The organism is Winogradskya consettensis (genome assembly GCF_018332715.1).
GTDB classification, from domain to species: Bacteria; Actinomycetota; Actinomycetes; order Mycobacteriales; family Micromonosporaceae; genus Actinoplanes; species Actinoplanes consettensis.
Genome location: NZ_BOQP01000008.1, coordinates 331,638 through 345,760, shown reverse-complemented (window position 1 = coordinate 345,760; position 14,123 = coordinate 331,638). Strand labels below are relative to the sequence as shown.

10 protein-coding genes are annotated in these 14,123 nt (G+C 74.5%); 4 read left to right on the top strand and 6 right to left on the bottom strand.

The genetic code is table 11. From position 1 onward, the window contains the following. Positions 1–5: 5 nt before the first annotated feature. The 5 genes from Aco04nite_RS10105 to Aco04nite_RS10085 all read right to left on the bottom strand — a co-directional run bounded on the left by Aco04nite_RS10105 (position 6) and on the right by Aco04nite_RS10085 (position 8,406). Positions 6–683, bottom strand: coding sequence for an ABC transporter ATP-binding protein (locus Aco04nite_RS10105; protein WP_212996930.1), 678 nt, complete (start codon positions 681–683; stop codon positions 6–8). Continuing rightward, entirely contained in the window at positions 676–1,605 is a 930-nt protein-coding gene (locus Aco04nite_RS10100) for an ABC transporter ATP-binding protein (protein ID WP_212996929.1), read from the bottom strand. Before Aco04nite_RS10100 ends, Aco04nite_RS10105 begins: the two co-directional genes overlap by 8 nt. Further along, entirely contained in the window at positions 1,605–4,250 is a 2,646-nt protein-coding gene (locus tag Aco04nite_RS10095) for an FtsX-like permease family protein (protein ID WP_212996928.1), read from the bottom strand. Before Aco04nite_RS10095 ends, Aco04nite_RS10100 begins: the two co-directional genes overlap by 1 nt. Next, a complete protein-coding gene (locus Aco04nite_RS10090; protein ID WP_212996927.1) occupies positions 4,247–7,372 on the bottom strand; it encodes an FtsX-like permease family protein in 3,126 nt (1,041 codons plus the stop codon). The genes Aco04nite_RS10095 and Aco04nite_RS10090 overlap by 4 nt, the downstream gene beginning before the upstream one ends. Positions 7,373–7,482: 110 nt before the next feature. Continuing rightward, the gene (locus Aco04nite_RS10085) at positions 7,483–8,406 is read right to left on the bottom strand and encodes a 2-hydroxyacid dehydrogenase (protein WP_212996926.1); all 924 of its coding nucleotides are present in this window, start codon (positions 8,404–8,406) and stop codon (positions 7,483–7,485) included. 88 nt (positions 8,407–8,494) lie between these two features. Here Aco04nite_RS10085 and Aco04nite_RS10080 point away from each other — a divergent pair, with 88 nt between their 5' ends. Both Aco04nite_RS10080 and Aco04nite_RS10075 read left to right on the top strand, forming a co-directional pair. Beyond that, the gene (locus Aco04nite_RS10080) at positions 8,495–9,376 is read left to right on the top strand and encodes an SDR family NAD(P)-dependent oxidoreductase (RefSeq protein WP_308161630.1); all 882 of its coding nucleotides are present in this window, start codon (positions 8,495–8,497) and stop codon (positions 9,374–9,376) included. Next, the gene (locus tag Aco04nite_RS10075; RefSeq protein WP_244875863.1) at positions 9,373–9,687 is read left to right on the top strand and encodes a TM2 domain-containing protein; all 315 of its coding nucleotides are present in this window, start codon (positions 9,373–9,375) and stop codon (positions 9,685–9,687) included. The genes Aco04nite_RS10080 and Aco04nite_RS10075 overlap by 4 nt, the downstream gene beginning before the upstream one ends. Here the strand turns inward: Aco04nite_RS10075 and Aco04nite_RS10070 are convergent. Next, the gene (locus tag Aco04nite_RS10070) at positions 9,684–10,148 is read right to left on the bottom strand and encodes a hypothetical protein (RefSeq protein WP_212996924.1); all 465 of its coding nucleotides are present in this window, start codon (positions 10,146–10,148) and stop codon (positions 9,684–9,686) included. The two genes, Aco04nite_RS10075 and Aco04nite_RS10070, sit on opposite strands and share 4 nt — an antisense overlap. A gap of 121 nt (positions 10,149–10,269) precedes the next feature. Here Aco04nite_RS10070 and Aco04nite_RS10065 point away from each other — a divergent pair, with 121 nt between their 5' ends. Continuing rightward, the gene (locus tag Aco04nite_RS10065; RefSeq protein ID WP_212996923.1) at positions 10,270–11,247 is read left to right on the top strand and encodes a hypothetical protein; all 978 of its coding nucleotides are present in this window, start codon (positions 10,270–10,272) and stop codon (positions 11,245–11,247) included. A gap of 19 nt (positions 11,248–11,266) precedes the next feature. After that, positions 11,267–13,990 (top strand): ATP-binding protein, encoded by a 2,724-nt coding sequence (locus Aco04nite_RS10060; RefSeq protein WP_212996922.1) that lies wholly within the window; start codon positions 11,267–11,269, stop codon positions 13,988–13,990. The last annotated feature ends 133 nt before the right edge of the window (positions 13,991–14,123 follow it).

Below are 14,123 nucleotides of genomic sequence, written 5' to 3'. Positions count from 1 at the left end.
GCGGATCAGGGTTCGAGGCGCCCGTCGCGCAGGGTGAGGACGCGGTCGGCGCGGTCCATCAGGGAGGCGTCGTGCGTGGCGACCAGGGCGGTCATGCCGCGGGCGTCGACCAGGGCGCGGAGCAGGTCCATGATGGCGCGGCCGGTGTCGGAGTCGAGCTGGCCGGTGGGTTCGTCGGCGATCAGCAGCGGCGGGTCGTTGGCCAGGGCCCGGGCCACCGCGACCCGCTGCTGCTGGCCGCCGGACAGTTCGTAGGGCCGCTGGTTGGCCTGGCCGCCCAGGCCGACCAGCTCCAGCAGCAGCGAGACCCGTTCCTCACGGTCGGCGGTGGCGCGGCCGGCCAGGCGCAGGGGCACGCTCACGTTCTCGGCCGCCGACAGGATGGGGATCAGGCCGAAGGACTGAAAGACGAAGCCGATGGTCGTACGCCGCAGGCCCAGCAACTCGTCCTCCCCCGCCGCGGACACGTCGTGCCCGTCCACGAGCACCGTGCCCCGCGTCGGCCGGTCCAGGCCGCCGATCATGTTGAGCAGGGTCGTCTTGCCCGCCCCGGAGCGTCCCCGGACGGCGACGAGCTCGCCGCGGCCCGTGGTGAAGGAGACGTCCCGGACCGCGTGGACGGCGCGGTCGCCCGTACCGTAGTCGCGGTTGAGGTCCTTGACCTCGATCAGCTGGTCACTCATCGCCGGGCCTCACCTGGACGTGGTCGGATTCGAGGGTCAGCTTGACCCGGTCGCGCAGTGCGAGGGAGTCGACGAAGCCGGCGGGGAGCTGCATCCGGCCGGCGCGGTCGAGGACGGCGTACTCCTGGGAGACGATCTCCTCCGCGCCGTCGGCGCCGGTGCGGGCGCTGCGGCGTACCTCGGAGGCCGTTCTGCCGTCCCGGATCGCGACGGTGCGACGGACCTGGTCCGCGACGGCATGGTCGTGGGTGACCACGACGATGGTGACACCGAGCTCGGCGTTGATGGTGCGCAGCGCGCCGAAGACGTCGGACGCGGTGGCCTCGTCGAGCTCACCGGTCGGCTCGTCGGCGAACAGCACCTCCGGGTCGTTGGCGACCGCGACCGCCACCGCCGTGCGCTGCTGCTCGCCGCCGCTCATCTGGTCGGGCCGGCGGTCCGCGCAGTGCGCGACGCCGACCATCTCCAGCAGATTCATCGCCCGGTCCCGCGACTTCCCGCCGGACAGCGTCATCGGGAGTTCGACGTTCTCCTTGGCCGTGAGGTACGGCAGCAGGTTGCGGGCCGTCTGCTGCCAGACGAAACCGACGATCTTGCGCCGGTACCGCAGACGGCGCTTCGCGTTCATGGTGAGCAGGTCGAAGCCCGCCACCCGGGCGATGCCGGCGGTGGGGACGTCGAGCCCGGAGAGGATGTTGAGCATCGTGGACTTGCCGGAGCCCGAGGCGCCGACCACCGCGAGCAGCTCGCCCCGGTCGACGACCAGGTCGAGGCCCTGCAGGGCGACCACCTCGACGCCCTCGGTCTTGAAGATGCGGACCAGCCCGTCGCAGACGAGGTGCCCGCGCAGCCGGTCGGTGCCACCGGCGCGGGCCGCTGCCCGTTCCGCTGCCCGCCGCTGCAACTCCGCCAGATCTGACATCAGTTGTCCTCCCCGAGTCGCAGAGATTCGCCGAGGCGCATCCGGCGGTGTGCCGTGGTCTCCACCGCCACTGCGGTGATCAGGCCGGCCAGGAGCAGGCCGAGCGCCTGCAGCAGCAGCCAGGGGTTGAGGCCGACGACCGCGGGGATGCCCGCGGTGAAGGCGTCCAGGCCGAGCGACGCCCCGATCAGCCGGGGCAGGGCCCAGCCGACGAGGGTGCCGGCGACGAACGCCACCGCCAGCAGCGGTGCCAGCTCGAGCAGCAGCAGGTTGCGGCCCTGACGCCGGGAGACGCCGAGGGTACGCAGCCGCGACAGCGCCTGACCGCGGCCGGGGGCGTCGGACAGCACCGCCAGCCCGACCGCGAGCAGCGCCAGCAGCACCGAACCGGCCGCTCCCGCCGTGAACACGAAGCTGAGCAGGGCGTTGACGCCGCTCTCGTCGAGCGAGCGGCGTTCCTGCTGCCAGGTCCGCACGGTGGCGAGCCGGGGCAGCTGCTCGTCGGTCACCTCGGTGGCGCCGGCGTTGATCGTGCGATTGAGCAGGCCGAGGTAGTACTCGCGCTGACCGGCGTTGGCGGCCACGCGGACGGCTTCCGGGTCGAAGCCGTCGCCGGTGATCAGGTAGCGGGTCGGCACGAGCGGGTCGAAGTCCGGGACGGGCAGGGCCGCCCAGGGCACCGCGATGAACTCGCGGGCCCCGATGTCGAGGCCGGGCATGGAGCCGGCGACCTCGTCGACGCGGAAGTCGTACCGGCGGCCCTGGATGATGATCCTGCCGCCGGCGCCGACCTTCGCGGCGATGGCCGGCGAGACCACGACGGGGATCGGGCCGGTGCCCGCCTTCGCGGACAGGGCGGCGGGGAAGTGGGTGCTGCGGCTGCCGTCGACGACGAGCAGTTGGGCCTGGGTCTGCATGCCTTTGGCGGGGACGACCGTGACGCCGGAGCCGATCAGCATCGGGACCGCCGCCCGCACGCCGGGCACCGCGGTGAGCAGCTTGTCGGTGTCGGGGGCGAAGCCGAAGCCGGTGACCGTCGCGTCGGCGGGTACGAGCTGCGAGCTGGCCTGGTCGCGGGCGTCGCCGATGGTCGTGCTGACGGCGGCGGTGAAGACCCCGGTCGCGGCGGCGACGATGAGCACGGCGACCGGGCCGGCCGACAGCGGGGCGCTGCGGCCCGCGCGGGCCAGGCCGAGGAAGCCGACCAGGCCGCGGCCGCGTGCCGCCAGCCTGCCGGCCTGGCGCAGGGGCCAGGGCAGCAGACGTACGACGACCAGCGCCGCCGCCGCCCCGAGCAGCACCGGCACGACGACCAGGAACGGGTCGACCTCGTCCTGCAGGCCGCGACGCCGCAGGAGCACCACCCCGAGCCCGGCCAGCAGCACCAGGAACACCTCCGCGGCGAGCCGGCGCGGACCGGGACGCGGCGACGTCCGGCCGGGGCGGGGGCGCGAGCGGGCAGCGAGCAGGGGTGCCACGCCGGCGGCGATGACGAGGACCACGGCGAGCAGCCGCGCCTCCGTGGCGGGGGCGCGGCCGGGCAGCAGGGTGGCGGCGAGCCAGCCGAGCAGCACCGCGGGGACCGTGACGAGGGCGGTCTCGGCGAGGGTCCGCAGGGCCGCGCGGCGTGCTGTCCCGCCACGGGCGCTGAGGAGCGCGTACTCCTCACGGCGCCGGTCGGTCATCAGCAGCGCGGCGAGGACGATCAGGCCGAGGACGGTGGCGACCAGGCCGGACTCGACAACCGCCACGGTCGCCCGGGCGGATCGCTGCCGCGCGGTGAACTCGCTGAGCTCGGCGTCCAGGGTGCTGTTCAGCTTCAGATCTGGATCGACCGGGGCACGCCGGGCGTTGATCACGGCCGTGGTGAGCGGTGCGACGACCGACGCGTCGAGGCGGTCCGGGGCGAGGCGGTACCGCCACGAGTACGCGAGCGGCCCGGCGCCCTGCCCGAGCAGGGTGACCCCCGGGTCGTCGGTGAGCAGCGCGACGTCGAAGGTGAACCCGTCGTCGGGAACCGGGCAGATGAGGCGCTGGCTCGCGAGTGGCTCCCAGCGCGCGGCCGCGGCGTCGAGGGGCTCGTAGATGCCGACGACACGCAGCGGGGTGCGGACGCCGTCGTCGGCGCCGATGGTCAGCGCCGAGCCGACCCGCAGGCCCCCGAGCCGGGCGCCGTCGCGCGAGACCATGGTCTCGGCGACGCCGCGGGAGGCGGGTGCCCGGCCCTCGACCACGCGTACGGCGGAAGCCGCACCGGACTGGTCGACGACCCGCAGCGAGGGGCGGCAGTTGCCGGTGAACGGCGCCGGACCGGAGATGAACGCGCCGCGCAGCGCGGACTCGGCGGCGAACCAGCGGTCCTCGACCAGGCCCGGTATCGGCGCGGGCAGGCGTTTCTCGTACCCGCTGAGCTGTCCGCGGGCGGTCTGTGGCGGGGTCTTCGCGACGAGCCCGGACGACGCGGTGAACACGAGGTCCCGGGTGCTCCACGGCAGCCCGGCCACGTCGGCGCGCAGGCCACGGTCGGTGTACTCGTTCTCCAGCCGCGGCACGCCGCTGACCAGCAGCGCCCCGACCAGCGCGAGAACGGCTAGCAGCCCGAGGTGCCCGGAATACGCCCGGACCCGGCGCAACGTCGTCCTCATCGGTCGGCTCCCAGGTGCATGCGGGTGGCGGCGAGCCGGCGGCGCAGGGTCGAGCCGGCCAGGGCACTGAGCCCGAGCGCGAGCAGGAGCAGCAGCGCCGCGGTGCCCCCGGCCCGCCACCAGTCGACGACCAGGAACGGCGGTGGCACCGGTCTGGCGCCCTGCGGGGTGAGGATGAGCAGCGGCGCCATCGCGGCGGCCACGCCGATCCCGACGGCGAGCCCGGCCAGCACCCCGATCCCGGCGAGGAACGCCTGCTCGGTCATCAGCGAGCGGGCCAGCGTGCGCGGCCCGGCGCCGAGGGTGTGCAGGACGGCGAGTTCGTTGATGCGCCGCCGGGTGGTCGTGCGCACGTCGACGAGGATCCCGGCGGCGGCGAGGAGCAGGGCCCCGAGGGCGGCGGCGAACAGTGCGGTGCGCCCGCCCACGCCGTACGCGTCGGTGGCCGAGGCCGAGGCGATGGCCCGCCGGTCCAGGACCCGCAGGCCTCCGAGCGCGGCCGCGTCGCTCGCGGCCTCGTCATGGGTGCCCGCTGCGACCCCCAGCCACCACTCCTGCGTCTGATGGACCAGCCCGGCCTTGTGCAGCAGGAACGCCTGCAGGGACGGCAGGTCGACGAGCATCGCGGCACCCTGCTCGGAGCCGGGCACCGCGACGATGCTGCCGGCCAGCCGCACCGGCACGTCGGCGCCGGCGATCCGCAGGGTCGTGCTCCCGTGACTGCTGAGTCGCAGCCGGCGCTGCGCGTCGGGCGTCGCCACCACCGGCACCGGCACCGGCTGGGCCAGGAGCGGGCGGACGATCGCGAACTTCGTGCGCCCCGAGTCGGCCGCGCTGACGCCCAGCGTGAACGTGGTGCCGGTGACCTCGGAACTGCCGACCGACGGGATCCGCCCGACGGCCGACCACCCGTCGTCGGGCGCGACCGGGCTGGCGTCGACCGCGAGACCGGTCAGCGCGAACTCGAGCGCCGAGCCGTAGAACGCGTCGGTGTCCACGATGAACCCGGCCAGCTTCAACCCGCTGGGCGCCGGGAGCGCCGCGCTGAACCTGCCACTGGTCAGCGGGAGGGTGGACTGGGCGCCGGAGGCGTCGAGCACGACCGCGGACAGCGACGGGACGCCGAGCCCGCCCGTGACCGCGAGCGTGCCGGTCAGCCGTTTCCCGGCGGGCAGGTCCACCAGGGGCGGGGTGCTGCGGGCCGCGGCCAGGGCCGTGCCGAGGGCGCCGGCTCCGCCGTCGTAGAGATCGCTGCGTACGCGCAGCGTGCCCCGGGCCGCGGCGGCGTCGAGCGCGATCAGCTCGACCGCGCCGTCGTCGGCGCTGCTCTGGACGGTCTCCCGCCAGGCCGGCAGCACCGCGGTGACGCCGGGCAGCGCCGCGAGCTTCCCGGCGCGGCTTTCGGGCGCAGCCCCGGCGATCTCCTCCAGCCGCAGGTCCGCGCCGACACCGTGGTCGGCCTGGTCGGTCACGGAACGCCCGGCGGTCCCCGCGAGGCACCAGCCGACCGTGCCCGCGGCGACGGCCAGCGCGAGCAGCAGCACCGGCCCGGCGTGCGGCCGGCGACCGGCCTGCCACATGCCGAACAGCGGCGCGAACCGCTCGCGGCGCCCGAGGAGCCGCTCGGCGAGCCGGGCAGCGGGGGCGAGCAGGCGCAGGGCGAGCACCGCCCCGGCGAGGATGCCGAGGGTCGGGGCGGCGGCCAGCAGCGGGTCGATGCCGAGCGAGCCGCCCACCCCGGAGGACAGCGGCGACGAATACTGCCGCAGCTGCAGCCAGCCGAGCACGGCGACGATCAGGAGCAGCAGGTCGGCCCCGGCACGCTGGATCACACCACGCCGGGTGGGCCGCGACTGGGCGACCATGTCCTCGGTGTAGGTGCCGCCGCGCAGCACGGGCACGGTGATCGCGAGGGCGCAGCCGGCCCCGGCGACAAAGGCGACCAGCCACAGTCCCGGGTACGCCTGCCAGCCCACCGGCCCGGACAGGCCGAACCAGCCCCGGGTGCCCGCGAGGTGCACGGCCGCGGCGGCCAGCGGCGGCGACACCAGCACGGCGGGCAGCACCACCGCGACGGCCTCGCCCGCGGTCAGCCCGGCGAGCTGCCACGACGTGGCACCCCGGGCCCGCAGCAGCGCCGACTCGCTGCGCCGGGAATCCGTGAGCAGGACCGCGACCAGCACCAGCGCGAGCCCGCTCAGCACGCTGATCAGCAGGATCGGGGTGACCAGGGTGGACCGGCCGACGAGGTCCGCGCGGGCCAGCCGGCCCGCGAGATCGCCGAGGCTGCTCTGCACGCTCCCGGAGCTGCCCAGGCCGGTCGCGGCGGGCAGGTCGGCGCGCTCGGCTGCGATGGCCGCCGCGGCCTGCCGCGCCCCGGCGACGCCACCCCCGGCGAGCTGGACGTCGGCGAGCCACGCGGCGGAGGCGTTGCGGGCGAAGCCGCGGTCGAAGTCGGCGTGATCGACGACCAGCGGGCCGTACGTCGCGGAACTCGGCGCCACACCGCCGGCGACGTCGGGAGCCAGCTGCCAGAAGGGATCCCTGGCGTCCCTCGGCCGCCAGACCCCGCTGACCACCAGCGTGGTGACCTTCCCGCTCACCCGGTCGGTCACCGGGACGCGGTCACCGGCCGCGAGCCCGAGGACCCGGGCGGCGCCCTCCCCCACGGCGGTCTGCACCGGCGACGCCCCCGGCTCGGGCCACGCGCCTCCGCTCAGCACGGCGTGCTCCGGGAGCCCCTGCAGGAACATCACCGACGCGTAGACGATGCCACCCGAGTCCGGCACGGCGTCGCCGGTCTTCCCGGACAGGGCGCGGCCGGCACCGTACCCGGCGGAGTAGACGCTGACCGGCCGCCCGCCGAGAGCCGCCCCGAGCCGCTCCCGCACCGCGCGGTCGCGTGCGGCCAGGTCCGATGTGGTCCTGCCCGCGGAGCCACGGACCAGCACCGAGCTCTCCTGCGGCGCCGCGGCGTCCAGAGCGCCGTTGACGCCGGCCCCGACGACCTCGCGGCTGTACGCGACCAGCCCCGTGAGCAGCAGCGTCGCGATCAACGCCAGCCCGCCCGCGGCGGCCAGCAGCGAGCGCGCGGCACCCGCTCGCCGCACCACCAGACTCATGTCGCGTTCTCCCCTTCGGCCCCCGTACCGCGAAGGGGACTATAGAGGCTTGAACGCCGCTGCAGCCTCACCCGTTGATCCGCAGCGACGATCGTGATCGTGCTGTTGCCTTATTTCACGACCTGATTGATCAGCGGCTCACCGGTGAAGTGGCGGCGGGCCTGGGCGGCGGCGAGGCGGTAGACCCGATCCTGCAGCCCCTCGGTGATCGCCCCCGAGTGCGGGGTGATCAGAACGTTCGGCAGGGTCCACAGCGGATCGTCCGACGGCAGCGGCTCGGGGTCGGTGACGTCGAGGGCCGCGGAGATCCGCCCGGAGCTGAGCTCGGCGTAGAGCGCCTTCGAGTCGACGACCGGGCCCCGCGCCGCGTTCACCACCAGGGCGTCGTCGGGCAGGGCAGCGAGGAACTCCGCGTCCACCAGGCCACGGGTCTCGTCGTTCAACGGCGTCAGCAGCACCACGACGTCCGCCTCCGGCAGCAGCCCGGGGAGCTCGGCGGTCCCCCGCACCCCGGTCCCCGGCCGGGCCGTCCGGGCGACCAGCGTCAGCTCCACCTCGAAGGCCTCGAGCCGGCGCGCGACCGCGGTGCCGATGTTGCCGGCCCCGATGATCAGCACGCGCCTGCCCCGCAGCTCCCGCGTCGGCGTCAGCCAGTCGTGCGCCCATTGCCGCGCGTGCTGGGCCCGCTGGAACGCCGGGAAGTTCCGCAGGCTCGCCAGGATCGCGGTGATCACCCACTCCGCGGTGGCGGAGTCGTGCGCGCCCCGCGCGTCGGCCAGCGTCACCCCGGCCGGCACGATCCCGGCCCACGCGTCCGAACCGGCGCTCGGCAGCTGGATCACCCGCAGATCGGGCAGCTCACCGATCAGCCCCCGCAGCGAGAGCTGGTTGAGGAACGTCGGCACCCAGAACTCGACGCCTGCCGTGGACGACGGCAGAAGTGCGGGATCGTCCGCCACCTCCACCACGACGTCCGCGGGCAGACCCTCGAAGTAGGGCAGCCCGGACTTGTGCGGAACCCAGATCTTTCTCACATGCTGATACAACGCCACGACGCGAAGACTATTCAGAGATCACCGCCGAAATAAGCGTGCCAGTGATCACACCGCGCCCCGCAACCACGTGGTGACGGCCGCCGAACGGGGGACGACGGCCGCCACACCCGCACAGACGTCGCCCGGGCCCCTGAGTTCACTGTCGGCCGTGCCACATCCTCGACCGTTGGTCAGGCCAACAGAAAGAAGCTATGTTGTCCAAGCCAACGTTGGCACAACCAACAAACAACGGAGTCATCATGACCAGCAGCAGCAACGGCCGCCGGGTTCTCGTCCCGGCGGCACCGGCGCCGTGGGCGAGGGGATCGTCCGCGCGTTCCTGAACGCCGGCGCGGACGTCGTCGTGCCGACCCGCACCCCGCAGCGGGCGGACGAGTTCCGGCAGGTCCTGGGCTCGGCGGCCACCGATCGGCTGCACCTCGTGGTCCACGACTACACGACGTTCGCCGGGGCCGAGGGGCTCGCCGCCGAGATGGAGCGACGGCTCGGGGGCATCGACGACGTGGTCGCGCCGATCGGGGGCTGGTGGGCCGGGAAGAAGCTGTGGGAGATCGACGAAGCCGACTGGCAGACCGCCTTCGTCGGGCTCGCGACGACACACATGGCTGTCATGCGGGCCACGGTGCCGCGGCTGAGCGCGCTGGGGGCGTACACCCTGATCGTCGGCACTTCGGCCTTCACCCCGATCCCCGGCAGCGGGCTCGTGAGCATGGAGCAGGCGGCACTGTCGATGATGACCGAGGTGCTGCGGGCCGAGCAGAAACGGGCGTTCACGCTGGTGCTCGGGCCGGTACGCACCCGGGTGGCCGATTCGGGCGACGTCACCGCCGATCAGGTCGGTGAGATCGCGGTCGCCGCCACCACCGGCGGGGGCGGCGGCGGGGAGATCAGGGTGCGGGACCGGACCGAGTTCGAAGCCGCGATGGGCGGGCTATCGTTACGCCGATGAGCCTGGGGCCGGCCGCGCTGCCGAAGTGGGAGAAGATCCGGGTGCAGCGCGCCGAGGCCGAGTACGACTCGGTGAAGAAGGACAAGCGCATCGCGTACGGGCTGTGGTGCGTCGTCGGCATCCTCGGCGGCCACCGCTTCTACCTCGGCGACACCGCACGCTCCATCGCGATGCTCTTCACGCTCGGCGGGCTCGGCATCTGGACCCTCCTCGACGTGTTCTTCATCGCCCGCCGCGTCCGCACGGTCAACCACTCCCGCCGCGCCGCGATCATGTCCCGCTACAACATCCTCGAGGAGGGCGGCATCTAGAGCCGCCGGGTCACCCCGCCGGTCGCGGCGGGTGCGCCCTGGCCGGACGGCTGGATGTCGACCTGGGCAGCGGTGACCCGGGCCGGCGCCAGCCGGTCGGCGCAGACCGGGAGCCGCAGTGACCAGTCCACGTCGGCGCCATGGATGAGCAGGACCGGCTGGTTGGCGTAGCGGTATCCCGCGATTCGCGCCTCGGCGGCGGTCAGGTTGAGCGAGGTGTTGTCCGCCGCCGTGGTGGTGCCCCGGCCGGCGACCAGCACGATGCCGACGTCGCCGGCCGTCAACTGCCCGGTGGCCCTGCCGGTGTACAACGCGGCGAGACCGAGGGTTTCCCAGTCGGCGATGACCGAGCCGCAGACAGGTGCGGGTGCGGCGGCGACGGCGGGCGCGACGACCACGGCCGCTCCGTGCGCGAAGAAGGCGGTGGAGAGAGCGGCCAGGACGGGCAGGCGGCGGTGCATGACAATTCCCCCTGAATGCGATGGAAACGGTACGCGTACTCGTGACGCTACGGGAAGTAGTGGACGTGAGAGACGCGACAGCGGCTGAACCTGACGGGGGTTTTCGCCGTCGGAGCTTGGTGTGAGCGATCTGGTGAAGCGTGCCGGCGGGAACACCCGGTGGATCGAGACGAACAAGGAGATGCGGCGGAGCCTGGCGGCCGGGGCGATCGGTGCCATCAGCGACGGCGGGATGCTCACGGTGCGGGAGGTGGCCGAGACCGTCGGGATGTCCGTGGTCACGGCGAACAAGCTGCTCAATGCGCTGACCGCCGCCGGGGCGATCGAGGAGGTGGCCCGGCGGCGGGTCGCCAAGGGGCCCAAGCCGCGGGTCTTCCGGGTGCCGCGGGCCGGGTTCGTGACGGTGCACGCCGACGGGCTGCGGATGGTGGCGCGCGGGGTGGACGCGTACGGGATCGGCCGGGTGGTGACCGTGGCCGGTGATCTTTCGCCGGAGGGGATCGCCGGGCTGTGCGCGCAGGTCAGCGATGGAGCGGAGCGGGTCCGGGAGGTCGTTGTCGGGATTCCCTCGGACCTGCCGGCGGGCACGGCGGAGCGGCTCGCCGCCGGGGCCACGGAGCTGATCGGATCATCGGTACGCGTACGCCCGAACGCGCACCTCGCCGCGCTCGCCGAGGCCGAGATCGGTGCCGGGCGTGATTGCGGCGACTTCGTCCTGGTCTCGGCGGACCCGTCGCTGCGGGTCACCATGGTGCTGGACGGCAAGCCACGCACCGGGCGCCACGGAGCCGCCGGGGCGGTGCACCGCATGTTCCCGCACCTGGCCGGGCTGCCGCAGGGCCACGAGCGGACCCTTTCCGCGATCACGCTGGTCTGCATGGTGGCGGACCCGGCGCTGGTGGTGCTGAGCCGCCCGCTGACCAGGTCGGACGAACTCCTCGACGAGGTCCGCGAGACCGTGGCCCGGCGGGTGCCGACTCCCCCGCGGATCGTGGGCAGCGCCGTGGCCGGGGATCCGGTCCTCGCCGGAGCGGCCCGGCTCGCCTCGGCGGGGATGGTCGCGGAGCTGGCCGGGCGCGCCACCGTCCCCAGCGCGTGAAGGGTTACCGTGGGTGGCGATGGCGATCCAGTTCTCCCTCCTCGGTGCGCTGACGGTCACGCGGGCCGGCACCGGGCTGGACCTCGGGGCCCGTCAGCAGCGGCTCGTCCTGGCCCTGCTGCTCGCCCGCGCCGGCTCGCCCGTGCCGATGGACGACCTGATCGGGCTGCTCTACGACGGTGCCGCCCCGGCCAGCGCCGCGAACGTCGTGCACCGGCACGTCGGCACGCTGCGCCGGCTGCTCGAGCCGGGCCTGCCCGCGCGTTCGGGCGGCAGTTTCATCAGCAGCCGGCTGTCGGGATACCGGCTGAGCCCGGCCGGGTCCACTTTCGACCTCGAGGACTTCCGTCAGCTCACCGGGCGGGCACGCCAGGAGCGGTCGCTGGATCTGTATTCGCAGGCACTCGCCCTGTGGCGCGGACGCTGCGCCGCCGGGCTGGAACCCCCCGGCCGGACCCATCCCGCGTTCGCCGCCGTCGAGGCCGAGCGGGCCCGCGCCGCCCGCGAGGCCGGCGACCTCGCCGATGCCACCGGTCAGCTGCGGCGCGTCCTGCCCCTGCTGGCCGCGGCAGCCCGGGACCATCCCCTCGACCAGGCTCTGCAGGCGCGGCTGCTGCTCGCGTACGCGGCCGACGGCAGGCAGGCCGAGGCGGCGGCGGTCCTGCACACCGCGGCCGATCCCGGGCCCGAGCTGCGAGCGGCGTACGAGCGGGTCACCGCCGCACCCCCGCCCGCCCGGCCCGCCCAGCTCCCGCCCGACCCGCCGTTCTTCAGCGGGCGCACCGGCCCGCTCGCCCGCGCCCACCGCATCGTCGCGCGTGCCGACCGCGGCACCACGACCGTGCTGGCCATCGACGGGATGCCGGGCGTCGGCAAGACCACCCTGGCCGTCCGTCTCGCCCACCAGCTGGCCGGCGACTACCCGGACGGGCAGCTCTACGCCGACCTGCGCGGTTTCGACCGCCACGACGACGTCCTGAGCCCCGGCAAGGCGCTGCGCGGGTTCCTGGGCTCGCTCGGCGTGCCGCAGGACGCGATCCCCGGCGAACTGCACGGCCGGTCCGGGCTCTACCGCAGCGCCCTCGCCGGGCGCCGGGTGCTGATCGTGCTCGACAACTGCCGCGACACCGAGCAGGTGCGCCACCTGCTGCCCGGCTCCCCCGGCTGCCTGGTCATCGTGACCAGCCGTACCCAGCTCACCGGCCTGCTCACGTCGTCCGGCGCGCACCCGCTGCCGCTGGGACTGCCCGGTGCCGCCGAGGCACGCGAGGCCCTCGAACGCCGACTCGGCCCGGAGCGGGTCGGGCGGGAACCCGCCGCCGCGGCCCGGATCATCGAGGGATGCGGGCGGTTGCCGCTGGCCCTCGCGGTGCTCAGCGCGCGGGCGGCCGGGCATCCCGGGGTGCCGCTCGGGCGGATCGCGGCGGAGCTCGCCCTCGCGCACGGCAGCCTCGCCGGGTTCGGCAGCACCGACCCGCACACCGATCTGCGCGCGGTCTTCTCCTGGTCCTACCGGGCGCTGTCCGAGCCGGCGGCGCGGCTGTTCCGGCTGATGCCGCTGCACCCCGTGCCGGACATGTCGATCGCGGCCGCCGCCGGGCTCGCCGGGGTGCCGTTGCGGACCGGGCGCGCCCTCATCGCCGAACTCGAACGGGCACATCTGATCACCGAGGACCGGCCGGGGCGGTTCCGGACCCATGATCTGCTCCGGGCGTACGCGGCAGAGCTGAGCGAGAAGCACGACCCGCCGCAGGCCCGGACCGCCGCGACCGCCGCCTGTGCCCGCTTCTACCGCGCCACCGCGTACGCCGCGCACCGGCGACTGCTCGCCTACCCGGGGTATCAGGCGCTCGGCGATCCCGGGCCCGGCGCGACCCCGCTGGCGTTCGCCGGTCAGGGCGACGCCATGCGCTGGTTCGCCGCGGAGCAGCACGCCCTGACCGAGCTGGTCCGGCGGGGCGGGCGGCGTGGGGAGCACGCCGACGCGTGGCAGCTCACCATCGCGATGCAGCAGTTCTTCGAGCGCAGCGGCCGCTGGCTGGACTGGGTCTCGACGGCGCGGACCGCCTTGCAGGCCGCGGTGGCCGGCGGCGATCTGGTGGGTCAGGCCCGGATGCACCGTACGCTCGCCGGCGCCCACTACTCGATGCGCCGCCTCCCCGACGCCGCCGCGCACCTGGACCGGGCCCGGCACCTGCTGGACGGCCTGGGGCTGACCGGGGAGCTCAGCCGAGCACGGCTCAACCTCGCGATGATCCGGCGTGCGGAGGGCCGCCACGAGGAGGCGATCGCCGAGTTGTCCGGACTGGTGGGCCCGGCCCGCGCGGCCGGTGACGACAAGCTGCTCGCCGACGCCCTGGCCGGGATCGCGGCGAGCACCGCGGAGCTGGGCCGCGGCACCGAGGCGGAGCGGCTGGCCCGCGAGGCGATGCGGCTCTTCGAGGGCTACCAGGACGTCACCGGGCTGGGCGACGCCTGGCAGGTGCTGGGCCGTGCCCACGCGCAGGCCGGGGATCTGCCGGAGGCGGTGCGCTCGTGGCGGCGGGCAGCGCGGTTCTATCACGAGGCGGACGCCGACGCCCCCGCCGCGGACGCGCTCGCCGCAGCCGGCGACGCCATGGCGGCCGCAGGGCAGGTCGAGGCCGCCGGTCAGGCCTGGGGTGAGGCCCTCGCGCTGCTCGCCCACGAACAGTCCCCCGTGTCCCGGCGGCTCCGCGAGCGGGTGACCACGATGGGCTCGTGATAAAACTTATAGCTCGGGATCGATTCCTTCGTCACTTTCAGTGGTCAAAATAATGCCCATGGTCATTACACTGCTTTGACAGTCGCGTGTAAGTCAGATATCAGCGCACCCCCCTACGCTCGGGCCGCGCGGT